Source organism: Pseudomonas sp. MWU12-3088 (assembly GCF_023242405.1).
GTDB classification, from domain to species: Bacteria; Pseudomonadota; Gammaproteobacteria; order Pseudomonadales; family Pseudomonadaceae; genus Aquipseudomonas; species Aquipseudomonas kribbensis.
The window spans coordinates 483,664-507,155 of record NZ_JALJEA010000001.1 but is presented as its reverse complement, the minus strand read 5'-3'; the positions used below and the strand labels follow the sequence as shown (position 1 = coordinate 507,155).

Here is a 23,492-nt window from a genome sequence, read left to right as displayed (position 1 = left end):
CTTACCGAGAAAAATCATGCCTGAAGCTTATATTGTCGACGCCTTGCGCACGCCTACCGGGCGGCGCAAGGGTGGTTTGAGCCATATTCACGCGGCCGATCTGGGCGCTCACGTGTTGCGCGCGCTGGTCGAGCGCAATGGCATTCCCGATGAGGATTACGACGACGTGATCTTTGGCTGCGTCGATACGATCGGCCCGCTGGCCGGGGACATTGCGCGTACCAGTTGGCTGGCTGCCGGGTTGTCGCAATCCGTGCCCGGCACAACAATCGATCGCCAGTGCGGCTCGTCCCAGCAAGCGGTGCACTTTGCCGCGCAAGCGGTGATGAGCGGCACCCAGGACGTGGTCATCGCCGGTGGCGTGCAGACCATGACGCAGATCCCGATTTCGTCCGCCATGATCGCGGCCGAGCCTTTGGGCTTCAGTGATCCGTTCAGCGGCTCCGAAGGCTGGGTACGGCGCTACGGTGCGCAACCGCCGACCCAGTTTCGTTCGGCGCAGATGATTGCCGAGAAGTGGGGCTTGTCCCGCGAGCAACTGGAAGCGTATTCGCTGGAGTCCCATCAACGGGCATTGCGCGCCATCGAGGAGGGACGGTTCCTGCGGGAAATCGTGCCCCTGGCCGACGTGGTTCACGACGAAACGCCGCGCCAGACCAGCCTGGCGAAAATGGCCGAGCTGGATTTTCTGTTTGGCTGCGACCGGGTGACGGCGGCGGTGTCCAGTCAGACCTGCGATGCGGCGAGCGCAATGCTGATCGTGTCCGAAGCGGCACTCAAGCGCTACGGCCTGACACCGCGTGCGCGAATCCACCACCTCAGCGTGCGTGCCGAAGACCCGATCTGGATGCTGACGGCGCCGATTCCGGCCACGGCTTATGCATTGAAGCGCGCCGGCATGAAGCTGGAAGACATTGATCGGGTGGAGATCAACGAAGCCTTTGCTTCGGTGGCAATGGCCTGGCTGAAAGAGACCGGCTATCCCCACGAACAGACCAACGTCAACGGCGGCGCGATTGCACTCGGTCATCCATTGGGCGCCACCGGCACGCGCTTGATGTGCAGCCTGCTGCATGAACTGGAGCGCAGCGGTGGCCGCTTCGGTTTGCAGACCATGTGCGAAGGCGGCGGGCAGGCCAACGTGACCATCATCGAACGTTTGTGAATGAAGTTTTGAAGGGAGCAGCACCATGCAGATCTGTAAAAACCGCGTCGTGATCATTACCGGCGCCGGGGGAGGGCTGGGGAGGGCGTATGCGCTGGCCTTCGCCGCCGAGGGCGCAAAAGTGGTGGTCAACGACATCAACCGTGAGGCCGCACTCGCGGTAGTGGATGTCATCGAGTCCCGGGGTGGCCGGGCGGTGGCCAATAGCAACGACATCACCCGCTATGACGATGCGGCGTTGATCGTACGCCAGGCGATCGAGACCTTCGGCGAGCTGGACGTGGTGGTCAACAACGCTGGCATCTGTCGCGACCGCATGTTCACCAGCCTGAGCGAATCCGACTGGGATGCGGTGATGGCTGTGCACCTCAAGGGGCATTTCTGCATTTCCAGCCACGCTGCGCGTTACTGGCGTGAGCAGGTGAAGGCTGGCCAGACTGTGAGCGCGCGGATCATCAACACCAGCTCCGGCGCCGGTTTGCAGGGTTCTATCGGTCAGTCCAACTACGCCGCAGCCAAGGCCGGCATCGCTGCGCTGACGCTGGTGCAAGCCGCGGAGCTGGGGCGCTACGGGATTACCGTCAACGCCCTGGCCCCGGCCGCGCGTACCGGCATGACCGAAGGGGTGTTTGCCGACGTCATGAAAAAACCGGAGGAGGGCTTCGACTACTTCGCGCCGGAGAACGTCGCGCCGTTGGTGGTCTGGCTCGGTTCGCAGGAGTCCGCGTCGGTGAACGGGCAGATGTTCGAAGTGGAGGGCGGCAAGCTGTCGATTGCCGATGGCTGGCGTCGCGGGCCGGAACTGGACAGGCAAGGCCGCTGGGCCGTGGACGAAGTCGGTGGGGCTGTCGCGCAATTGCTGAACCGGGCGGTGCCGGCTGCGAAGGTGTATGGCAGCTGAGATTCGGGTTCGTGGCACTTGTCTGCTGTTATGGCAGGCGAGTGTGCTGCCGTTTCCCATGGGTGTTACCCGGCTACCGTTCTGCACCTTTTTCGGTCTCGCAATGAGCGATTAGGTAGCAAATCCCGGGCTTCATGCCGGTATGTGCACGGCGCAATTTCTCCTTAACTCATCCGAATCAAACGCTTGGCGCGCTGCTGCGGGTTCTGGCACGCATTCTGCTTTTATGTATCCGTGGATAATTGGATACAAAAAGACAAAAGGTGCCGCCATGCAATTCGCTCCCGCCTACGACCAGCGCCAACCGATGACCGCCGAGGAGGAGGCCTACAACTTTCTTCTGGAAGGCATTTGCGGCGGTCGTTACCGCAAGGGTGACCGGTTGATCGCCGAGGACATCGCCGGTGAAATCGGCATGAGCCGGATGCCCGTGCGCGAAGCCTTTCGCCGTCTGGATGCGCAGGGCCTGGTGACGCTCAGGCCCAATCGCGGTGCGATTGTCAGCGGTCTGGATGTCGAGGAAATGCACGAAGTCTTCGAGATGCGCAGCGCGCTGGAGGGGCTGGCGATCCGGGTCGCGGTGCCGAAGATCGGCGAGCGTCAGTTGACGGCCCTGGAACGTCTGCTCGATGAAATGGATGACTACCGCGACGAGAGCGCAGCGTGGGTCAGCCGTCATCGCAAGTTCCATGAATACCTGTGCAGCCTCAGCGGAAGACCTCGTTTGGTGAAACAGATCAGCGCGCTTTACTCGCTGATCGAAGCTCCCATGCGCCTTTGGCTACAACACGGTGAAAAGCCGTTGAGTGCACGCGAGGAACACGTGGTGATCCTCGATGCGATCCGCGCCGGTGATGCCGCCAAGGCCGAAGCGGTGGTGCGCGAGCACATCGAAGGCACGGTCCCCGAGCTGATCAAGTTCCTGCAATCGGAACGATAACCACAGAGCGGGCAACGAACCCGCCGATGTTTTGACTTTGAGTACTGCCCCGTTACTAACCGAACTGGAGTGTCTGGTCATGCATACGTCTCGCCTGTTGTTGGCTGTAATTTCCCTGGGGCTCTGTACGCAGTGGGCGGTTGCCGCACCCACCGTGCCGGAGCGTTTGCTCAAGGTCGACAAACTCACCTATTGCTCGGGCATGGATTCGCCGCCTCTTGTCTCCTTCGATGAAGCGCAAAAGCCCAAAGGCCTGACCATCGACCTGGGCCTGGAAATCGCCAAGCGCCTGGGAGACAAAAAGGTCGAGTGGCGGGTGATTCCGTTTTCCGGATTGCTGCCGGCGTTGCTGGCCAAGCAGTGCGACATGATCGTCGACCAGTTGTTCGACAAACCCGAGCGCCGCGAGGTGATCGACATCGTCAACTACATGTATTCCAGCCAGGCGGTGGTGGTGCCCAAGGGCAATCCGAAAGGGCTCAAGACCCTGGCTGATCTGAGCGGGCACAAGATCGCGGTGCTCAACGGTTCGACCATCAAGACCTTGCTCGATACCGAGAATGAAAGCCTGACCAAGGCCGGCAAGCCACCGATGAAACTGGTGGTCTACAACACCGACACCGATGCATTCCAGGCGCTGCGCATCAGTCAGGTCGACGCTTACGGCACCACGGTGGAAACCGCCGGATATTACGCCGCCATGGCCCCGGACCTGTTCGAGGAAGGCGTTCCAGCTTTCAGCCGGATCCTCACAGGCCTGGGCATTCGCAAGGACGATCCGCAACTGAGTGCCGCCGTGCAGCAAGTGATCACCGACATGCGCAGCGATGGCAGCTACAACCAGCTCCTGAGTAAATGGCACGTCTCCAGCGACACCCTTGATTGAGGTAGGCGTTGATGAATTTCAATTGGGATGTGTTCTGGCAGTACCTGTTGCAGCCCAGCGGGGTCTACCTCACCGGGCTCTGGCTGACGTGCCTGATCAGTGTGCTGGCCATGTTGCTGGGTTGTGTTCTGGGGCTGGCCGCTGCGCTGTTGCGGTTATCGAAGAATCCTTTGCTGCATCTGCCAGTGCGCTTTTATGTGTGGCTGATGCGCGGGACGCCGTTGCTGGTGCAGATCGTCTTTCTCTACACGGCGCTGGCGGCGGGCGGGATTTTCCGCTTCGAAGACATCGAGCTGTTCGGTCTGGTGGTCCCCGGCAATATCCAGGCCGCGATCATCGCACTGGGCCTGAACGAAGGCGCGTACATGGCCGAGATCATTCGCGCCGGTATCGGTGCCGTCGACAAGGGGCAATACGAGGCCGGACGTTCCCTGGGCATGACCTTCGCCAAGCTGATGCGCCGGATTGTATTGCCGCAGGCGTTTCGGGTCATCGTTCCGCCGCTGGGCAACGAGTTCAACGTGATGCTCAAGAATACGACGCTGGTCAGCGTGATCGGTGTGCAGGAGCTGCTGCTCAGCACGCAGATGGTGACTTCGGCGACCTTCCGGGTGTTCGAGTTGTACCTCGTGGTGGCGATCTATTTCCTGTTGCTCACGACGCTGTGGGGCTTCTTCCAGCGCTGGCTGGAAACACGTTTCGGCCAGTCGGATCGGCCTTCGTCGCCGCCGCCGGCATCCAGCCGGATGTTCGGTCGCAGCACGCTGAAACTGCTGAGGGGACGTTAACCATGGCGCATCAAAGTGACGAACTGATCATCGAAGCGCTGAACATTCACAAGTCGTTCGGCAACCTCGAAATTCTCAAGGGCATTTCCCTGCAAGTCCGGCGCGGTGAGGTGGTGGTGCTGATCGGCGCCTCGGGGTCGGGCAAAACCACGTTTATCCGCTGCATCAATTTGCTGGAAGACATTCAGTCCGGGCAGATCCGCGTCAACGGCCAGTCCATGGGCTATCGCACGAAGGCCGATGGCAGCCTGGTGCGGGATTCGGAGCGCAACATCGCGCGTCAGCGGCGGGACATCGGCATGGTGTTCCAGCGTTTCAATCTGTTCCCGCACATGACCGCGCTGGAAAACATCATTGAAGCACCGATTCAGGTGTTGGGTGTGCCGCGCAAAGCGGCGGAGGAACAGGCGCGGGCACTGCTCAAGCGTGTCGGATTGGCCGAGAAGGCCAACCATTACCCGTCGATGCTTTCCGGTGGCCAACAGCAGCGGGTGGCGATTGCCCGGGCTTTGGCCATGAAACCCCAGGCGATGCTGTTCGACGAACCCACCAGTGCGCTGGACCCGGAAACCGTCGGTGAGGTCCTGCAGGTGATGAAGGAATTGGCGGAGGAGGGCATGACGATGGTGGTGGTCACCCATGAAATGGGTTTTGCCCGAGAGGTCGCCGACCGTGTGGTGGTACTCGATCAAGGTGAACTGATCGAGCAGGGCCCACCGGAACAGATTTTCAGCCATCCCTCTCATCCCCGTACCCAAGCTTTTCTCAGCCGCGTGCTGTGAGACCCACAAGGATATTGACGATGCGTTTATCGAGCGTGTTTGCGGCCCTGTGCTGCGCTGCCGTGGTGCCCATGATCCAGGCTGCCGACCCGGTGGTGAAGGTCTACAACTGGTCCGACTACATCGGCCCTGACACCCTGAAGAACTTCGAAAAAGACAGCGCCATCAAGGTGCAGTACGACATCTTCGACACCAATGAAATGCTCGAGGCCAAACTGCTTTCCGGGCACTCGGGGTATGACGTGGTGGTGCCTTCCAGCCAGTTTCTGTCGAAGCAGATCCGGGCCGGCGCCTATCAGCCGCTGCAGCGTGAACTGCTGGATAACTGGAAGCACCTCGATCCGCGTTTGATGCAGCGACTGGAAGCGGCCGATCCGGGTAATCGTTATGCCGTGCCCTATATGTGGGGCACCGTGGGCATCGGCTACAACGAGGAGAAAGTGCGTGCAGTGCTGGGCAAGGACGTGCCGCTGGATTCCTGGGCCATGGTGTTCGATCCGCAGAACCTGTCCAAGCTCAAAAGCTGCGGCGTGGCCTTTCTCGATGCGCCGGTAAAGATCATCCCTCAAGCCATGCTTTATCTCGGGCTGGACCCCAACAGCGTCAAGCCGGACGACTACAAGCAGGCGTCGAAACTGCTGATGACCTTGCGGCCGTCGGTGACTTACTTCAACTCATCGAAGTACACCGCAGACCTGGCCAATGGCGATATCTGTGTGGCGATCGGTTACTCCGGCGACGTGATGCAGGCCCAGACCCGGGCCCGCGAGGCCGGGAAAAACATCGATATCCGCTACATGATTCCCAAGGAAGGCGTGAACTTGTGGTTCGACATGCTGGCGATCCCCAAGGACGCCGGCAACGTGGCCAACGCCCATGCGGTAATCAACTATCTGCTGCGACCCGAGGTGATTGCGTCGGTCAGTGACTATGTGGGGTATGCGAACCCGAACAAGGACGCCACCCCCTTGATGGATCCCAAGGTCAGCGGCAACCCGGGGATTTATCCGGGCGACGAAGTGATCAGTCACACCTTTGTCTCCGCCGATCTGCCGGAAAACATCCAGCGCCTGATGACCCGCGAATGGAACCGGATCAAGTCCGGCCAATGAATCCTTGTTTTGAAGAGTCTTTGCCATGCTGAAATTTTCTGCTCACGAGTATCCGTATCCGTCGCAACGTCAAAGCGTGTTTGCCCGTCGAGGCATGGTGGCGGCGTCCCAGCCGCTGGCCGCTCAGGCCGGTATCGAGATGATGCAAAAGGGTGGCAATGCGATCGACGCTGCCATCGCCACTGCGGCAGCGCTGACCGTGGTCGAGCCTACGGGCTGCGGTCTTGGCGGTGATGCTTTTGCCTTGGTCTGGTTCAAGGATCAGTTGCATGGACTCAATGCCAACGGCCATGCGCCTGCAGCTTTGAGCATCGAAGCGGTCAAGGCGTCCGGTCATGAACAAATGCCGCTGTATGGCTGGACGCCGGTGACGGTGCCCGGCTGCCCGTCAGCCTGGGCCGAGCTTTCTCAACGCTTCGGGGTGCTGCCGTTTGCTGACTTGCTGCAACCAGCGATCAGCCTGGCGCGGGATGGTTTTCCGCTGTCGCCCGTGGTTGCCCATCAGTGGCAGATTGCTCTGGACGAGTTCAGTTCCCATCGCGACGCAGTGCTGGATGCCTGGTTCGATACGTTCCTGATTGAGGGCAGGGCGCCGAGGGCAGGGGAGCTATTTCGCAATCCGGCACAAGCGCGGACGCTTGAAGAGTTGGCTCAGAGCCGCTGCGAGAGTTTGTATCGTGGCGCGTTGGCCCAACGGCTGGATGCTCACTCGCGGGCGACTGGCGGGTATCTGCGAGCTACCGATCTCGAGCATTACCGTGCGCAGTGGGTGGAGCCGATCCACGTTAATTATCGCGGTGTGGATGTCTGGGAAATCCCGCCAAGCGGTCAGGGGCTGGTTGCGTTGATGGCGCTGAAGATTCTCGAAGGTTTCGACTTCGATCATCGTGACAGCCAACAGACTTGGCATCGTCAGCTTGAGGCGATGAAGCTGGCCTACAGCGATGGTTTGCACTACATCACCGATCCACTTCACATGCGCGTGGCGGTGGCCGATCTGTTGAGTGATGACTACAGCGCACGGCGCCGTGAGCAGATTGGCGATAAATCTCAGCCACCGAAGCCTGGGGATCCACACGCCAGCGGCACGGTTTATCTGGCGACGGCCGATGGGCAAGGCAACATGGTTTCGTTCATCCAGAGCAATTACCACGGCTTTGGTTCGGGTGTGGTGCTGCCTGACAGCGGCATTGCGCTACAGAACAGAGGGCAGGAATTCAGCCTTGATCCGGAACATGCCAACTGCCTGGCGTCGGGCAAGAAGACGTTTCATACGATCATTCCGGGGTTCCTGACCAAGGATGGCAAGGCGCTAGGGCCGTTTGGCGTGATGGGCGGGTACATGCAGCCTCAGGGGCATGTGCAGATGGTCATGAACCTGGTGGATTTCGGCCTGAACCCGCAGTCGGCGCTGGACGCTCCGCGCTGGCAATGGTTGGGAGGAATGAAGGTCGGGATCGAGCAGGGAGCTTCGAGGGATCTGGCCAATGCGTTGGTGCGTCGAGGGCATGAGGTGCAGATTGCCTTTGATCTGACGGATTACGGCCGAGGGCAGATTATTCTTCGTGATCCGGTCAGTGGTGTGCTGTGTGGCGGGACTGAGCCGAGGGCGGATTCGCATATTGCGGTATGGTAAAGTCAAGAGCAGAAGTACAGCGAACGTCTTCGAATGTGAAGCCATTATAGGTTAACTACACTAAATGACCGTTTAGTCGAGTTATTACAGGCTGTATTGAAAATCGTTGGAGCAGGTCATGAATCCACACTCGATTACTGCGTCAAACCTGATCGCATCACTGGACCTTGAACCTCACGTCGAAGGCGGTTTCTTTCGCAGAACCTATCAGGCCGACCACCGGGACATGCTCGAAACAACGGGCGGTCCACGTTATTTGATGACGTCCATTTATTACCTGTTGACCGAAGACTCACCGGTCGGCCAGTTTCATTTCAACCAGTCGGACATCCTGCATTATTTCCATCTGGGCGACGCCATCGAGTACAGACTGATTCACGCTGACGGTTCGTTGCAGACATTGGTGATGGGCAGCGACATTCTGGCAGGACAACATCTGCAACTTCACGTACCGGGTGGAATCTGGAAAGCCTCCAGACTGCTCAATGGCGAGAACGGATTTGGCCTGATCAGCGAAGCGGTTTCACCAGGGTTTGATTTTGCGGATATGGAAATGGGGAATCGAAGAATGCTCGCGGCGCAGTTCCCACAGCATCGAGCGCTGATTGAAAAGCTTACGTGTGACGAGGATTGAGAGCCGTACATTTGAAATGGATCGTGTGATCACCTGGCATCAAGTGCATGGTGCCTTGGAGAGAGATGTTGGAGATTGAAATCGGGTGCGCAACCGGGCTGATCTCGTAACATCTAGTTACGTGTAATGTATATTATGTTAAACCAGATGCTATGTTAGAAATGTTCATGAGGCTCGTAAGACACTGATTCGACAAACCCGCTTCTGACGTCCACTCTCTCAACGGGCCATGTACTCCATGTTCATGGCGAGCCCTTGAATAATGAGGTGGCTGCCGATGAAGCTGATTCAGTGCCGTTTCTCTTCGGGTCAGCGTGTAGCGCTGCTCGTGCAGACTGGAGCTGCGGCGCCATTGCCCATACTTGTTCCATTCATCTACGTTCAACTCAAACTCAGATACCGCGCTTACAACACCGCGGCGGCACATCTGCGTGCGATCCAGGCTTTCTATATCTATGCCCAAAGCCGTGACCTCAATATTGATGACGCCATCTTGGCCTGCCAATTCGAATCGATTTTGGCTTTACTGGACGGTTACGCCATTTGGCTCCAAAGCGGCCGTCAAGCCGACAACCTAGTCGGCCGAATCGGCACAGCTGATACGGCACCTTTTTCGCAGATCGATCCGCGTACTCGTGACCAGTACTTGCGATTGCTGAAGCTATACCTGTCCTGGTGTGTCACCCGATACATCCCGCGCGCCCGTCAAAATTCAACCACCCTGGCTAACATCGAGGTGGTATTCGCAGATGTCGCCAACGTCATTGAACGACGCTTTGAGAGCCATATCATCAATGTTCGTCCCGACCATGCTCGTTACCGCAGCCTGACAGATACTCAACTCCAGATCATTCGCACACTTATTCGCCCGGGCGCCGCGGAGAATCCGTTTCCAGAACGATTGCAGATGCGCAATTGGCTAATGATTGAATTGCTGTTGGAGACTGGAATACGGCGCGGTGAGCTTCTGAAGCTCTACACCACGGATATCAATCAGGGTTCACAACATGCCTACGTCAGCGTCAATGATCGCGAACCTGACCCAGGTGACCCGCGCGCTGAAGAGCCTGCGCTGAAAACACACGGACGAACCGTAGGTATCTCTGCACAGTTGTATGAGGTCTATGAGCGCTATATCCAGAGCGAGCGGCGCCCAATGCGTGATGGCAAACCGATGAAATTGCCGTACCGCTATTTGTTCATCTCGGATCGAGGGCGCCCGCTGTCAATCCGCGCGTTGTCGAACGTCCTTGATCGGCTGTTTCTGACCATTGAACTGGCTCATCCGGGGTTGTTGCCTACACTTTCCGCGCATGACTTTCGCCACACCTTTGCCGACCGGTTTTTGGCTTACCTGGTCGAGAAGCGTGAGTATGACCTCGAGCGGGCCACGGACGAACTCCGACGAGTCTGCGGTTGGTCTGACACTTCGACGATGCCACGCCGTTATGCAAGTCGTTATCTAGCCGAGTCGGCCAACCTCCACAACGCCCAGCGTGCCTCGGCAGCCTGGAGCCGACTTGACAGTTAAGGAGGTTCGCCGTGACCAAATCAGCCGATCAAGAACACGCTTCACCCTCCTCCTCTTTTCCGGCCTACGTGTTCGAGGGCCCGGCTCAGATTGCGATTCGAACTCGCACTAATGACCAGCCAAGGTACGTCGATACTCGATTGAGCGTTTGGACGTGGTACGACGGTGGAACGGCTATGAAAATAGATTGGGCTGCGCTCCACCTGAATCCTAACCTCATGCAAATCGCCAAAGCGTTCGTGGCCTATGCACTGGAAAAGTATGCACCGGTAACGGCATTCAAAGCATCCGGGATGTTCGGGCGACTAGCTGAGAGCGATATTTCAGCCAAGTTTCCTTGGACGCGACAAGAGCTGGTCACGACCATAAGTACCTGGGCGAAATTTCGCGAGAGCACAATTTTTTTTAGAACGTTTTATCGCTGGGCCCTTAATCGAGGAATATTGGGCTTTGACAAACAAACATATCTAGCACTTAAAGAAATAAAGACAAGCCGCCTTGATCCGTACGAACGCATATTCCTATCCCAGTCCGGTTTAGCCCTTGATGAAGAGATTCGATTGCTAAAGCACATTGAACGAGAGCTTTCATCTGATTCTTGGGAGGAGCTCCAGTTTAATATAGTGCTTCACTTGGGGTTCGAACTCGCACCAAGGTCGATTCAATTTCATTCGCTAGACATTGCGGATTTTGAGTACATTGAAAGCGCTGATCATGAGAAGTACTACACCCTATGGCTACCCATGGCCAAAAAGGTCGGACAGCGCAGACCTGAGCGACGCCCCCGCAAGGTAACCACACGCCTGGGTGAGAAAATCTCGCGGCACGTTTCAGAAATTCAGCGCCGTTTTGGTAGCAACTGCGAACCATTATTTGTCAGTCCTCGTGGAAGGCGCCTTTCGGTAAGTGAGATCGGTATAGGGCTCAAACGCGAGTTGCTCGAGGCCGGAATAGCAAAGCCGAATCAGGTAACTATGTTGCTGCGTCATCACCTTGGACAAGGCTTGGCGGATCAAGGCACACCAGCAGACATGATTGCCGAACTGCTCGGCCACAACAGCACGGTTGCAGCGCGTGCTTACGTAACGGCCACCCCCAACATCGCCCGGATCAAAGAGAAAGCACTCGGTAAGAGCCCTTCCTTTCAACGCATCATGCGCAGTTTATTAACAGGGGAAGTCGTGCAGCGCCGAGATACGATCCCCGAAAGAGCCATCCGCGGCGTCATCGATACGCAGTACATCGGAGACATCGGTGCCTGTGCCCTGCCAGTTCATACGCACTGTCCCTACAATCCCGTATATGCCTGCTACACCTGCAAGAAGTTTCACCCCTTTGCTGACGGCCGCCATGAACAGGTGAGAGAGGCGCTTCAACGAGAAGCCCAGCGCTTTATAGATTTGGCAGAGCAAGCCGGTGATCTCATTCACAACCGCCCCCTCGCCCAGCATCAGACAACCATACTCGCGGTAAGCGCTACTATAGAACGCTGCCGGCAGCACACGGAGGATGCCGAAGATGACGCTGTCTAGGGCAAGGCAGAACCTCGAAAGCTTTATTACACAAGAGCAAGCGATTTTTCGGACATTACCGATTTCAACACCGTGGCCAGAACCATTGTGGGGTATCGGAAATTGGTTACCGCAAAGGGATCATAACAAACATGCTCTTACCTTCGAGACGCACCGACAAGCCCTCGAGAAGACAGGTTATCTTGCCCCTATCAAGGGACCACTCCCCTCCGCGTTCCAGGATTTTAGCAAGGCCCTGATTGTGTATTTGCAGCGTACCCGAAACCTGAAGTTTTCGATGGTCGCTGCATACAGTATTGCCGTCCGGCGGCTCTACAACCCCTTGTTTGAGCGCGGTGTATCTGAGCCCACACAATTGACGCGAGGCGACTTTGATCGCGTCGTAGGATTTCTCCGTGAGAGCGGCTACAAAAATCTCTATGACGCGATCTCTCACCTCCAAGTAATAGCGGATACGATTGATAATCTGCAATTAACCGAGATCGCCATCCACTTCGAGCATGATGCAAAACCAGAAAAACGCCGATACGATTACATTTCATTGCATGATCCTGATCGTGCTGTAAAACAACGTAAGTCTGATGACAGGTTACCTTCTCGCGAGGCGATGGAGGCCTACGCCTTATGTTCGAACAACCCACTTAATGAGGGTGAAGAAATCCTGCTGCGCGTGATCGATTTGCTGATCGCGACTGGGCAACGGGGTAATGAGGTATCAGTAATACCCTATGACTGTTGGGTCGAGAGACCGATCAAAGGGGCGACAGGTGAGGTGGTTGTAGATGCCAATGGCAGGCCTCTGATTGAATGCGGGATCAGGTACTTTGCGGAAAAGCAGTTTCAATCCCGTGTTCATTGGTTCGCAGAAAGCGACGTTCCTGTAGCCAGGCGTGCGGTCGAACGATTGAAGGTGCTGACGCAAGAGCAACGGGGAATCGCGAGGTGGCAAGAGACCCATCCTGGCCGTCTCTGGGATTACTCTCCGCAGACTGCAATGTCGGAGAATGAAGTTCTGCGTTGGCTCGGATTTAGCCAGGGCCGAGACACCGCTAGGAATCTATACATGTACTTTTTACGAAACGAAATTCATCCCTGCGACCACATCAAGGATCGAGGGAAGGCGATCAAACGCAGATACTTGGCTGGCGATATTGAGCGTTTTCTTGTTCCCAAACTTCGCGATCATGCAGCGCTTACTGAAAATGTTGGAGGAAAACTATGTGTTGTCCTAAAAACCAGCGAAACATTAGCCATCGCGTTTGATGGTCAATTCCGCCTCGGTGGGCGGGAAGCAAATGTGTTTCGAGTAATCCCGCGTCGAGTGACACTCTTGGACATTAACCGCGCGTTGGGGAACGATGAAAAATATCCATCCATATTTTCACGCCGATCATTAACAGAATCTAACGGCGCGCCTATTCGACTGACTAGCCACCAACCTAGACACTGGCGAAACACCATTTATCATCTGACCGGTATGAGTGATGTTCAGCAAGCATTGGCCTTAGGGTGAAAACGCCTCGATCAGAATGTCTACTACCAACACACAAGCATTGAGGAAAACACTGCTGCGCATCACGAGTTCTTGGCGTTCAATAGCCATCACGAGCGCATCGATTTTCTGCATACAGGCATAAGAGATAAACGCATTCAGGGCGCGTTAACCGACAGTTACCATGCGTTGCTGTCAGATAAAGGCACGACAACTGCAGAAGCATTCCTCACCGTACACGCCACGGCGCTACACGTAACACCCTTCGGAGGTTGCATTCACGATTTCTCCCAAGCGCCCTGCCCTAAGCATCTTCAGTGCTGGAACGGCTGCTCTCATCTCCATCTGATGGGCACTCCATCCGAGCGCGCCAACCTTGAGAAACAAGCCGAGAATTTGACGACGGCGATCACCATCATGCGCGATGCCGGCGCCGGAGAGGCAGGTAGCGATGTATGGCTGATGGACCAGGAAGACAAGCTCAACAATTTAAAATCCGTCCTCGCACGCGATACCAATGTAGGTGTGCAACGCGTATTTCCGAATGGGCATCTAATGACGATTGCGGACACGGACAAACGGCACAGCTCTGTTTCAGATGATTAGAGGCGACCATGGCTCATCGACAGACCTTGAGAGGCGGGACCTTGGATGAGGCGATCGACGCCCTCCTCGCCCAAATGATTAGCTTAGGACTAGAGAACGCGCCTATTTCGCGCCCCGAAGTGCAGCGTCGATTGGGTCTGACTAGCCGAGCTACCTTAGTGGGGGACCGTGGGAGGCGAATCGAGTTCGCCCGTATCGCACAACTCAAGGAGAGTGGGAGAGATCCAGACGGTGCCCGCCGCCGAAGAAGCCTCGAAGAACGTATTGCTAATCTGCAGGCGGAGAATGCCGACTTGATAAAGCAGCGAGACCAGCTCTATGAAGCACTGTCGGCAATAGCGCACAACTGTCTGCTGAAAGGATTGGATGTCGAAAACATACTGACTCCGTTGCGGAAACGGTAAGTGGCAGAAAGGTTGCCAACGCCGCCAACTGACTCGGCGGGCAGGCTAGATTGCCTAATCGCTAGCGCGTCGAAGATGCCGTTAACCGTTCGAGCGTGTTGGTCTCATGCTCGCCGAGATGCCGGTGTAGCCGAAAAAATGATACGAGGATTTTGCAAATCGGATGTGCTGGACCCCAAGGCCTCAGTGTAGATATGCCCTCCCTCCAGGCTATACATGTATACCGCCTCCTCACTGAGGTCATCCACCGTTTCACGCACCTCTAGTAGCCTCTCCATCTTCCACCCATCACCTCCGTTCAGATATGCCGGTGAAACCAACTGGACATCCAGCAGCCAGATGTATGCTCCTTGTTCGTTAAGTAACTGCTCAAGCGCTGAAATGCTGGGAAGCATAACCATGCTAGCCAACGCTTCACCGCCTTGTTGTCGACCCACTCTGACGTAAAACCAGGGACAATGAGTGGTCTGCTCAACGTACTGCCAGTACTGGATAGAGTCATCACCCAGGTACGCGCTGAGGAAAATCTCTGCTGGTTTGTGAGTGATGAACATTGCGCCATCCCAAAAGTGAACACTATAGATTGTAGCCCTATAGAGCTCGCGAAGGCTTCATCGTTCCTTTTGCGAGGTCGGCAATATGGAACTGAAACAGGCATTTGGCACGGCCCTGAAAAAGCTGAGATCGAAAAGGAAGCTTTCTCAGGAAGATTTCTCTGACGTCAGTAGTCGGACCTATCTCAGCACCCTGGAGCGCGGTCTGAAGAGCCCTACGATCGAGAAGGTAGACGAACTGGCATCTGTATTAGACGTTCATCCACTGACCATCCTCGTAGGCTGTTATTTGCTTCAGGACAATCCGATCTCCCTCGATGAACTGTTTTCCCGAATTCGAATGGAACTACCAAGCGAGATGAAATGAGCATCTGACGGATTACGCTCCATAAGCAAAGGAAATCAACGGAAGACTGTGGGTTGGAAGGCTTGTGCTAGCATCCAATTTGATCCGAAGATCGAGGTCAGCAGCGATGAAACTCCCTGTAAAGCCGGAAAATAGCCTCTCTGAAAATTGGAAGGTAAACGGAAACGCCGTGATGTGTTAATGCTTGCCGTTGGCCCTGCTTCGCCTTCCGAGCTGGAAGAAATCTGCTCAGCGTTTGAGGAAGGTGATGAAAAAACCTGCTGGAGCGCGACGTCAACGCATTCCCCCTTCCGAGTTCGCACGATAGGCAAAAGTTCGATTTCTACCCTGGCCCCTTTCCCTTTGACTTCATCAACTCAAGCCGCGATTGCCTCTGCTTTCAAATGCCCAAGAGTTGCTGTCTCTGCCCCTTCACTTGGTCTGCAGACGTAAATGAACGCGCAGGTGTATAGCGGATGTAGGTTTCTGGCCGGTCTCTACTGGGCACGGCAGGCGGAAGGCGGCAAGAACTGAGCGTGTGCGCTCATGCTCTTCCGACATACAGAGCGCTGCAGTTTTTGTTAAAATTTCAGTCCTCTTGTAGCTGTTCGCGACATCTGTTTTGCTAAAGAGCATGGAGCTATGAATTAAGATGAGCTGACTTGTAGAGAACGCGTCGCTCAGGTCATCTACCCTTACCGTAATTCAGATTCGTCCACATCATCCGCCTCAACTGTATCATCGGAATCCAGGGAATTACGCCACTGATCAACGAGTGCTGCAAGCTTTGACTGAAAGGTCTCGAGGTTGGATAGGATCACGCGCAGCTCGTCCTTAGGAGCTGGCCCGTCTTTCTCTTCCTCAGCTAACGGTCCTGTTGGTTCTTCCAGTTCAGTGTCTACGTCATCGTCGATAAATTTTGAATAGAAGGCCTCTAAGTCGAGGTCTTCTAAAGCTGGGATGACTAACAGTTTCTTCCACCGTCCCAACTGGTCAGTCAGGAATCGTTCATCTTCCGTTAGCGCATCCCATTCAGCATCTTCGATGGATCGAACCTCCACGGGACGGGTCAACAGGAGTCCGCTCATGACGATCTGTGTGAGCACACCGAACATTTCATGAAGCAGATCCTCTTTCGAATGAGTGCGTCGAAACCGTGCCCAAGGATTCGCCGTAGGCTGCATTGCAGTCAGCAATTCTACCGCGGCCATCTGACCACCCATTGGGTCAACCGATGCCGGTAGAGAGCGGCGGTTTGCCCAAAGCTTGATTATCAATTCCGCAGCTTGCTTTTTTGCTGTTTGTCGGACCTCCCCTTCACCGTTCTCAGCGAGATCCATAAGTTCTGCAAGATGATGAGCCATCCAGCGAGACGCCAACTCACCACGCGTTTCGTTTTCAAGCTGATGGACAATCGCTCTCCCAAGATCCAATACGTCCTTCGGCGGTATAGAGCTGCCCTTCTTCGTCGAGTCTGTAGACTCGAGCGTACGTGGCCTCGGGATTCTGCTCTTCCGAGTCATAGCCTCGTCGACTGCTGCGTCCTTCACGTCTGACCTCCATCACGATGACAAGCTCGAGCCCCTCATTCTGTAGGAGCGCTCTTAACTGATTACGCTCGGTCAGCAATCTGCATCCCGAGCTCGAAGGGTACGATTGGTAGTGATCTTCGCCCGATTCACGGTCACCCCAAACTTCGTAGCGAAACATTGCTGCCTGACCGGGTAACGACCAGGCATTCCCGCCATCCGGATCGCATTCCAGTCCGTATTCGCCGATTATCCAGCTCGCTGGCATCCAGCCCACGAGCGTTGCGTTGCCTCGCAAAGGATCTTGACTATCGATTCCGCCATCTGAATACGGTCGGCTTAGCCAGGGAATCATCTGATAATCGCCGTCATCGCCGTCATCGCCGTCGTAAGCGTCCTCCCTCTCGGTCGGGATCGAATAATCCCACGTGCTCTCCATCGTCTGTAAGGCGCGTACCAAAGATCCGCCAAGTTCCTTCTCAACCAGAGCGCTTGAAATAGAAAGTGTCTCAACGCGATCGGCGTTAACAAGCCGCCATTCACCGCCGACAAGGATGTGGCCAGGGCAATCGGTAGCTATCAACTCTCTCCGCATGCTGAGCTCTGAAACCTGCTCCACCCAAACAGCTAGCGATTCCTCGGATTTCCGCCAGAAGTCAGACCGCAGTGGAACAGGCCCCAAGAGGTCTGCCGACCAGCACGGCGGTTGGGTTAGCATTTGACGTTCGACGCGATTAGGCAGCGAACTCCAGTCCGAGTGTTCTCCCTCAGCGAGCGGCTCGGTTCGTAGCAGCTCGCCAAGGGAACACCATAGCGCATGCCATTCGAGATGGGTGCTCAGGCGCTCGAGTGTCGGACTGGCACCATGATCATTGCGCGAGAGAGCCCAGTCATGAGATGAGATACGTCCCTGCTTACGTTCTGCCTCGTACGATCGAATTTCGCCAGGATAACCCCAGCGATCAATAATCCAGGTCTCTGCCGTAGTCAGCAGCAGATCTTGGGAAACATTGGCAAAGCTATCAAGCATCGGATCGTACCAATAAGGCACCGTATCCATAGGGTCGAACTGAAAGCGGCGTTCGGGTTCCCCGGAGCCGTTACGGACTCGAGGTGGCCTGCGGCTCGCCCCTGGCAAAGGTATCAACGCTGATCGCCCTGTAGCATTCAGTTGTTCTATTTGGGAAGGATCAAGCGCAAGGGCGCCCGCGTCTACCAGTTTGAGGCAAGCATCGCGCGCAAATGAGACAAGAAGAAGATGTGGAAAAGTCTGATCCAACGCGATGGCGAGCAGTAGTGCTCCCCCCTGAGCTCCTATTTCTGGCAGCTCAGCTGCAATGCGATCCCAAGCAATCACAAACCACAGTTGCGCGGCAATCCAGAAGAAGTCGAGACGAGATGACCGAAAGATTGACTCATCCCGACGGCCGTATTCGTCGATTAGCGCTTTCAGCTCTTCGACAGCATCAAGTCTGGCCAAACGCCGTATCCCATGAGCTGCGCGCCATCGCACTCGCACATCATAGTCGCCCAAGCATGCATAGAGGAAACGCGCCACCGCTGCGGGAACGTTTACAGGTACATCCCGCGGTTGCCAGGTTTGGTCTCGATCTTCGGGCGAGACACGTTCGGCAAGACGGTTTGCGTACCATACGCCAATGACTGACGATGAGTGCGGATCCAGATGCCCTGCAATTAGCCCCGCCAGAGCAAAGACTTGTTCTCCGTCGAACATTTGCCCATGCTGCTCCACACCACGCAAAAGCAAATTTGCTGCTCCATCTGGGGCCAAACCAGTCCACTTCAATGCTGTAGGGAGAGACGTTTCGCTGTGTCCGATGTATCTGGCAAAATCGGGAAGGCGCTCAACGATAACTTCGGGCAATTCCGATGCAGCCCATCTTCGAATGGCCGGTGTATTCCATCGATCGAGCATCAGCAGCATCGATTCGACCACGCTCGCACCATCTCGAACCTTTAGGTCTCGTAAGACCTTGAGAAAAGCCAAGCGGTCACGTATCTCAACGCGTTCTGCAGCAGTTGCAATCAGATCCGATAGCGAAACATATCTATCTGCAGTACGTGCAGTCTGAAGCGCAGTTTTCAAAGCATTGGCAAAGTCCTCGCCGTTGAGCAGGTTCTCCCGGGTCCAAGTCGTTGTGGAGCGAACTTCAGGCTCTGTTGTCGCTACTTTCGTGATAACGGGTAGAGAAGAGTTTGTCTCCTCCAGACTTTCAAGAAATGCCTGTCGCTCACGGAGTGCCCTGATCCATTGCCCCGACCACTTCGCCATCCCGCGACTATTGAGCAGCTTGCTGTTATCACGTTCGTTGTGGCGGACTAATGCGTTCCACGCCGCTTCCTCAAGATAAGATCCTGAGTTAACGCAGTTGGCGACGTGATCCAATGCTGCATCAGCGATTGCATGATTGCCGTGCAGCATCAACTCCAATGCCATTGCCGCAGCTGGGTCTAGTGTCCCTTGGGTGAGTCCAGAGTGGAGGACCGGCGCCAGTGTTTGTGAGAAGTCGACGAGATTGGCATCTTGCCACTTCGCCGTGTTTGCGAGCGCGAGAGGAAGGTCTAAAGCCGCAACAGTTTCCATGACCTCTTTCCAGGGCAGGTTCTCATCGCCGTCGAGACGGACGGCAGCATCAACCAGCACCTCACAAAGATCGCGGGCGGCTACTCTCCTGTCCTCGACGTCACCAGTGCCTCGCTTGAAAAGCTGGCCGAGCAAGCGTAGTTGCGCCACGATTTCCCGATCGAGTTGGCTGGCGGCCTCAATTGCATCATGAAAAACAGCATTAGCATCGTCGGGACTGAAAGGCAGGAGCAGGCGTGAGTAGGTTAGAAGCGCTTGGGATTTGTCTCGGGCGCCAATGCGTTGAGTACGCATAACAGAAGCCGCTGTGTCAATATCCACGACAAGTGCGGTCTGCAGCTCTGGGCGCAGCATCATACGCTCAGCAAACTCTACATCCGGCTGCAAATCGGAGGCTCCCCACCTACCATGAATTCGCTTGGCGATGCGTAGCACGAACTCCGCGTCTAATTCACGGCCTACGAGCAATAGCGCGCCACGAGCGGCTGCCATGGCAAGCGCGCTAGCACTGTGATCGCTCGCGAGACGCCATGTGTTGCTCTCTTTGCGCCTCGTCGCTTGTTCCAGAACATTAGCGATTGTGTCGTCATTCTTCCCGGACATCGCTATTGCAGTCGCCGCATAGACGGGATACAGCATATTGGTCAGCTCGTTTAGCTTGCGATCTGCCTCTTCTTGGTGATAGGTGTCGCGGCCGCGCTTCTTTTTCTCCGCGGGCTCGGGCCTGGATTCGTAGAGGTCGTCGGGTTTCAACTTCCCGCCGGTCCGGGCCGCTCGGAGTGCGTGCGCTCGAAAGAGCAGATCCATATGACGTGTGTTACTGATATGAACCTTGTCGACTCTCCGGTTCTCAGGCAAAAGCACTACATCCAAGAAACCATCTACTACAGTCGCAGATAGTGGGTCCGCAGCAAGAAGCTCACAAGATGTCATGGCAACATCCATCATCCATGACCACAAGCTTTCGAGCAGACTGCGTGCACCCTGACGCTTGGGAGATAACATCCAGCGCTTGCAAAAAGCTCTCAGGCTTCTTGCGAGCCTTTTGGTATCCAAGGGAGCACCGGACACCACCAAGGGTACGAGTACAAAAAGCTCTTCCCAGGGTTTGAGATGACGTGTGTCCAGTATTCCCTGAAGCAGCCCCGAGCCATCTTGCGCAATCAGCCGCGGAATCAGGCAGCGCGCCACCAGCAGCCGAACCCGCTTCGGCTTCCATTTCCACAGCGACTGCAAAGCAGACTCTGGCCCATTACTGCGAAGCGCTGTTTCGATGCTGGCCGCAACGTCTGCAACTTCAAGCCGCCAGTCGCAATGCTGGGCCTTTTGAATGAGGGCTTTACGTGCAGCCATCCAAGCTTCAATCAATCGCTGCCCTTCATGCAACGAAATTCGATCACCGTTGAGCGAGTCAATCACTTGTTTGTGAAGCAGGAAAGCGCCGTGGTAGCCGATTTGTTTCGGATCGGTAAGGACGAGCCTCCCAGCAGTGTCAGCAGCGAATCGCACCGCAAGGTCTGGATTATTAGACAGGAGTGCCCGTAGCGCGCGCTCAGTCTTGAGCCCTTCGCCTCCGATGAGCACGAAACGCAGCGCGCGTTCACTATCGCCCGCCTTCCGACAGAAGGAGATCGCTAACCGTAAGCGCGTAAGTTCCGCCTCTCGCCGCTTCACCGGATCATCAATTGCAGCCGGCGAAGACTCGCGTTCAACGAGATCAAGCAGCTTATTGCCCAAGCCAGACGCAGCGAGTAGACCTGCGACGTGCTGCGCAGCGTAAGAATCGCTTTCGCAGCGGCTCATCAGCCAATCAGCAGCGCTCTGGGTTACTTCGCTTAGCATTGACTCCCCCGCTTCGCGGACGAAGTGCTCGAAGTCTTCGTCCGCAAAGGCGACAGTGTTTTCAGTGAGCCGAATCGCTGGCGCCATGTCGGTGCAGATGTCAATCAGCGCTGGCACCTGGATACCAATTATCGCGCTGAGATCTTCTATCGGTACCGGCCGCGCAAGAGCAATGAGCCCTGCACAAAACCTTGGAAGGTCTGATGCGATTCCGCTTTTCCCCAGTGCTCGCTCAAACTGCTCCCGAAATACTTGGTCCAGAGACCGGCCTGCGGGCAAGAGGCGGTCAATCGCTTTTTCGGGAGGTGCATCGCCCAGATCCATAGCATAAGCCTGGACTCTAGGTACTCCCATGGTCAGCCTGTGAAACGCATCGATCCAATCATCTGTTGCAGCCCACTTCCGCTGTACATTGATTGCAGTTTCACCACGGGTAAACGGCTCGATCTCTGAAAGGCTATAACTAGACGGTGGGGCAAGTTCAGCGAGACGGCCTGTCCTTGCCGTAACGATGAACCGGACATTGGGCGGCAAGTCGCCCAGTTCCAAGAAGTCGTGTACAAAGCAAGCCTCAGGCGGTTTGCGTGTTGTCGCAGCCGTAACGGCATTGTCGGCGGCGTCAACGGCAATGACGATCAGCGCGTCCGGATATTCAGACGCGTGCGCCTGGGCTGCGTGGCCTAGGCGATTCGAGAACAGACGCGGAGGGTCTGATAGCTGGTGACGGCTAAGCAAAATTGGCAGCCGCAGCCTCGTGGCAAGCTCATTGGATAGCTGTAAAAACGCGTCCACATGTCGATGACGCAAAGTAGCGGCATCTAGATAGGTGCCACCTCCATAACAATCGTAAGTCACCATGATCGAATGAGGCGGGAGCACCGCCTCAATTTGCTGGAGCGCAGTCGTCTTGCCGACCCCTCCAGGACCATGTAGACAGACTCGCTGTTTGCCGGCAACGATCTCGCTCGCAATGTCAGCGACGCTGCTCCGTGGCACCGGTGCATCAACTCGTTCAAGGACAGGTGGGCAAGGGAACAATGCGCCCATCGTAGAGACGCCGAGTTCGAGTAAAACTGACTCCTTCGTTATTAACTCGCCCGCGAATTCGGGACGCATGCGCTGACGAATGAACTGGCGAAGATTAGAGACTGGCGCTTGTAACTCGAGATCGGTCCATCCAGAAATATCAGCGAGCAACTTTTTCTCAATCGCGAAGCGCGATCCTGCTCCACCATTGAATCGAAGCGCCTTTGCAAATTCGGGCAGCACAGATTTGGACAGTCCGGCGGCGAACGCCATTTTTTGCTCGTCTGGCTCATCCTTTCCAGGTCGTTTTCGTGGAGCGGATACGCTACCTGTTGCGAGCTTTGCTGTAACAGTTTTTAACTCAGCCGCGATCGGCTGGTTGGTTACCAGTGATACTTCAACTGTTCCTTTTGGCTCCAGGGCTTGTATCCCAGCCCAGGCTTTTGCCAAGCGATTCAGGACGCTGTCCTCGCGCTTATCGCCGCTCACCATACGTGCGACGGTCCACGAACTGCGAGGATTCGCGGCGGAATACTTCAGTTGCTCCAGCAATATACGATCAGCTTCCTTTGCGTCGCCGCCGCCTTCGTACAACGCGCAATCCACGCCATCCCACGTAGAAGGGGATGACCCAGCTTCGTCACTTGGAGCAATCCCTTCTACAGTCAACGCTTGAAGCGGATCACGGTCGTCTAGAAGGCGGATAGCATGCCGGGCGGCCCATAACTCGTGGAAGTCGTCGCCGGTGTTGGAACCTCGAGCTCCTCTGAAATCACTCACTTGCGTTCCTTGCATCCATCAGTTGTTCGCCCAACACCCACAACCGGTGCGGTCGCAGATGGGTAGTATGTTGTTCAGCATTTTCTTCGCACGCTTGAGCAACCGTCAATGACTCCCAGCGCTGTGATGTCATTGCAGAGCTCCCCCGGCACGGTAAGATGCCCAGTCACTAAGCATTTCTTACGAGTCGCAGGTGTACATTCCCAGAGTACAGCGCGCGGCCTTGATCCGCGCATCGGGTATTTCGGTGATTTCCGCCTTACGCCTGGAGCCATTGCTGCTAGTGTACTAATCGCCATCCTGCCCGCTGCCGCTGTATATCGGAAACCAGGGGCGATTCAGACGTACTTCCTGTGGAGATCACCTTCCAGTACCCACTGGGTATCGTATGAACCTTATTC

The 23,492-nt window shown here is 55.9% G+C and carries 17 protein-coding genes; 14 read left to right on the top strand and 3 right to left on the bottom strand.

Translation table 11 applies throughout. The annotated features are described in order from the left end of the window. Nucleotides 1–16: 16 nt before the first annotated feature. The 13 genes from M5B98_RS02310 to M5B98_RS02250 all read left to right on the top strand — a co-directional run bounded on the left by M5B98_RS02310 (nucleotide 17) and on the right by M5B98_RS02250 (nucleotide 14,005). Nucleotides 17–1,165, top strand: a complete 1,149-nt coding sequence (locus M5B98_RS02310) for an acetyl-CoA C-acetyltransferase (protein ID WP_248739727.1) — start codon at nucleotides 17–19, stop codon at nucleotides 1,163–1,165. Nucleotides 1,166–1,190: 25 nt separating this feature from the next. Then, nucleotides 1,191–2,066: an SDR family oxidoreductase gene (locus M5B98_RS02305; protein ID WP_248741661.1), complete on the top strand. Its 876-nt coding sequence runs from the start codon at nucleotides 1,191–1,193 to the stop codon at nucleotides 2,064–2,066. Nucleotides 2,067–2,337: 271 nt separating this feature from the next. Beyond that, nucleotides 2,338–3,006 (top strand): GntR family transcriptional regulator, encoded by a 669-nt coding sequence (locus M5B98_RS02300; RefSeq protein WP_248741660.1) that lies wholly within the window; start codon nucleotides 2,338–2,340, stop codon nucleotides 3,004–3,006. A gap of 79 nt (nucleotides 3,007–3,085) precedes the next feature. Further along, nucleotides 3,086–3,892: an ABC transporter substrate-binding protein gene (locus M5B98_RS02295; protein WP_248741659.1), complete on the top strand. Its 807-nt coding sequence runs from the start codon at nucleotides 3,086–3,088 to the stop codon at nucleotides 3,890–3,892. A gap of 11 nt (nucleotides 3,893–3,903) precedes the next feature. Next, entirely contained in the window at nucleotides 3,904–4,680 is a 777-nt protein-coding gene (locus M5B98_RS02290) for an amino acid ABC transporter permease (RefSeq protein ID WP_085709894.1), read from the top strand. A 2-nt stretch (nucleotides 4,681–4,682) separates the two neighbouring features. Beyond that, nucleotides 4,683–5,462 (top strand): amino acid ABC transporter ATP-binding protein, encoded by a 780-nt coding sequence (locus M5B98_RS02285; RefSeq protein WP_119428152.1) that lies wholly within the window; start codon nucleotides 4,683–4,685, stop codon nucleotides 5,460–5,462. A gap of 20 nt (nucleotides 5,463–5,482) precedes the next feature. Continuing rightward, entirely contained in the window at nucleotides 5,483–6,574 is a 1,092-nt protein-coding gene (locus M5B98_RS02280) for a polyamine ABC transporter substrate-binding protein (RefSeq protein WP_318654166.1), read from the top strand. Nucleotides 6,575–6,599: 25 nt separating this feature from the next. Next, nucleotides 6,600–8,210, top strand: coding sequence for a gamma-glutamyltransferase family protein (locus M5B98_RS02275; protein WP_248741658.1), 1,611 nt, complete (start codon nucleotides 6,600–6,602; stop codon nucleotides 8,208–8,210). Nucleotides 8,211–8,328: 118 nt separating this feature from the next. Beyond that, nucleotides 8,329–8,844 carry a cupin domain-containing protein gene (locus tag M5B98_RS02270; protein WP_248741657.1) on the top strand — a complete coding sequence of 172 codons (516 nt, stop codon included), beginning with the start codon at nucleotides 8,329–8,331 and terminating at the stop codon, nucleotides 8,842–8,844. Nucleotides 8,845–9,121: 277 nt separating this feature from the next. Continuing rightward, nucleotides 9,122–10,375 (top strand): tyrosine-type recombinase/integrase, encoded by a 1,254-nt coding sequence (locus M5B98_RS02265; protein ID WP_248741656.1) that lies wholly within the window; start codon nucleotides 9,122–9,124, stop codon nucleotides 10,373–10,375. An 11-nt stretch (nucleotides 10,376–10,386) separates the two neighbouring features. Further along, nucleotides 10,387–11,907, top strand: a complete 1,521-nt coding sequence (locus M5B98_RS02260; RefSeq protein WP_248741655.1) for a tyrosine-type recombinase/integrase — start codon at nucleotides 10,387–10,389, stop codon at nucleotides 11,905–11,907. Continuing rightward, nucleotides 11,894–13,420 (top strand): hypothetical protein, encoded by a 1,527-nt coding sequence (locus M5B98_RS02255; RefSeq protein WP_248741654.1) that lies wholly within the window; start codon nucleotides 11,894–11,896, stop codon nucleotides 13,418–13,420. Before M5B98_RS02260 ends, M5B98_RS02255 begins: the two co-directional genes overlap by 14 nt. A gap of 72 nt (nucleotides 13,421–13,492) precedes the next feature. Then, nucleotides 13,493–14,005, top strand: coding sequence for a hypothetical protein (locus M5B98_RS02250; protein WP_248741653.1), 513 nt, complete (start codon nucleotides 13,493–13,495; stop codon nucleotides 14,003–14,005). 508 nt (nucleotides 14,006–14,513) lie between these two features. On the opposite strand, the gene M5B98_RS02245 is transcribed toward M5B98_RS02250, so the two are convergent. Continuing rightward, nucleotides 14,514–14,963: a hypothetical protein gene (locus tag M5B98_RS02245; protein ID WP_248741652.1), complete on the bottom strand. Its 450-nt coding sequence runs from the start codon at nucleotides 14,961–14,963 to the stop codon at nucleotides 14,514–14,516. A gap of 85 nt (nucleotides 14,964–15,048) precedes the next feature. On the opposite strand from M5B98_RS02245, the gene M5B98_RS02240 reads away from it, so the two are divergent. After that, a complete protein-coding gene (locus tag M5B98_RS02240) occupies nucleotides 15,049–15,330 on the top strand; it encodes a helix-turn-helix domain-containing protein (protein ID WP_248741651.1) in 282 nt (93 codons plus the stop codon). A 674-nt stretch (nucleotides 15,331–16,004) separates the two neighbouring features. On the opposite strand, the gene M5B98_RS02235 is transcribed toward M5B98_RS02240, so the two are convergent. Beyond that, nucleotides 16,005–16,673 carry a hypothetical protein gene (locus tag M5B98_RS02235; protein WP_248741650.1) on the bottom strand — a complete coding sequence of 223 codons (669 nt, stop codon included), beginning with the start codon at nucleotides 16,671–16,673 and terminating at the stop codon, nucleotides 16,005–16,007. A 34-nt stretch (nucleotides 16,674–16,707) separates the two neighbouring features. After that, nucleotides 16,708–23,091 (bottom strand): ATP-binding protein, encoded by a 6,384-nt coding sequence (locus M5B98_RS02230; RefSeq protein WP_248741649.1) that lies wholly within the window; start codon nucleotides 23,089–23,091, stop codon nucleotides 16,708–16,710. Nucleotides 23,092–23,492: the final 401 nt, after the last annotated feature.

What these genes read in the sequence shown, in the direction of transcription:
- M5B98_RS02240 (WP_248741651.1), top strand. Translation starts at nt 15,049, where the DNA reads ATGGAACTGAAACAGGCATTTGGCACGGCCCTGAAAAAGCTGAGATCG.
- M5B98_RS02285 (WP_119428152.1), top strand. Translation starts at nt 4,683, where the DNA reads ATGGCGCATCAAAGTGACGAACTGATCATCGAAGCGCTGAACATTCAC.
- M5B98_RS02290 (WP_085709894.1), top strand. Translation starts at nt 3,904, where the DNA reads ATGAATTTCAATTGGGATGTGTTCTGGCAGTACCTGTTGCAGCCCAGC.
- M5B98_RS02265 (WP_248741656.1), top strand. Translation starts at nt 9,122, where the DNA reads ATGAAGCTGATTCAGTGCCGTTTCTCTTCGGGTCAGCGTGTAGCGCTG.
- M5B98_RS02255 (WP_248741654.1), top strand. Translation starts at nt 11,894, where the DNA reads ATGACGCTGTCTAGGGCAAGGCAGAACCTCGAAAGCTTTATTACACAA.
- M5B98_RS02310 (WP_248739727.1), top strand. Translation starts at nt 17, where the DNA reads ATGCCTGAAGCTTATATTGTCGACGCCTTGCGCACGCCTACCGGGCGG.
- M5B98_RS02305 (WP_248741661.1), top strand. Translation starts at nt 1,191, where the DNA reads ATGCAGATCTGTAAAAACCGCGTCGTGATCATTACCGGCGCCGGGGGA.
- M5B98_RS02235 (WP_248741650.1), bottom strand. Translation starts at nt 16,673, where the DNA reads ATGGCTCATCATCTTGCAGAACTTATGGATCTCGCTGAGAACGGTGAA.
- M5B98_RS02270 (WP_248741657.1), top strand. Translation starts at nt 8,329, where the DNA reads ATGAATCCACACTCGATTACTGCGTCAAACCTGATCGCATCACTGGAC.
- M5B98_RS02275 (WP_248741658.1), top strand. Translation starts at nt 6,600, where the DNA reads ATGCTGAAATTTTCTGCTCACGAGTATCCGTATCCGTCGCAACGTCAA.
- M5B98_RS02280 (WP_318654166.1), top strand. Translation starts at nt 5,483, where the DNA reads ATGCGTTTATCGAGCGTGTTTGCGGCCCTGTGCTGCGCTGCCGTGGTG.
- M5B98_RS02300 (WP_248741660.1), top strand. Translation starts at nt 2,338, where the DNA reads ATGCAATTCGCTCCCGCCTACGACCAGCGCCAACCGATGACCGCCGAG.
- M5B98_RS02295 (WP_248741659.1), top strand. Translation starts at nt 3,086, where the DNA reads ATGCATACGTCTCGCCTGTTGTTGGCTGTAATTTCCCTGGGGCTCTGT.
- M5B98_RS02245 (WP_248741652.1), bottom strand. Translation starts at nt 14,963, where the DNA reads ATGTTCATCACTCACAAACCAGCAGAGATTTTCCTCAGCGCGTACCTG.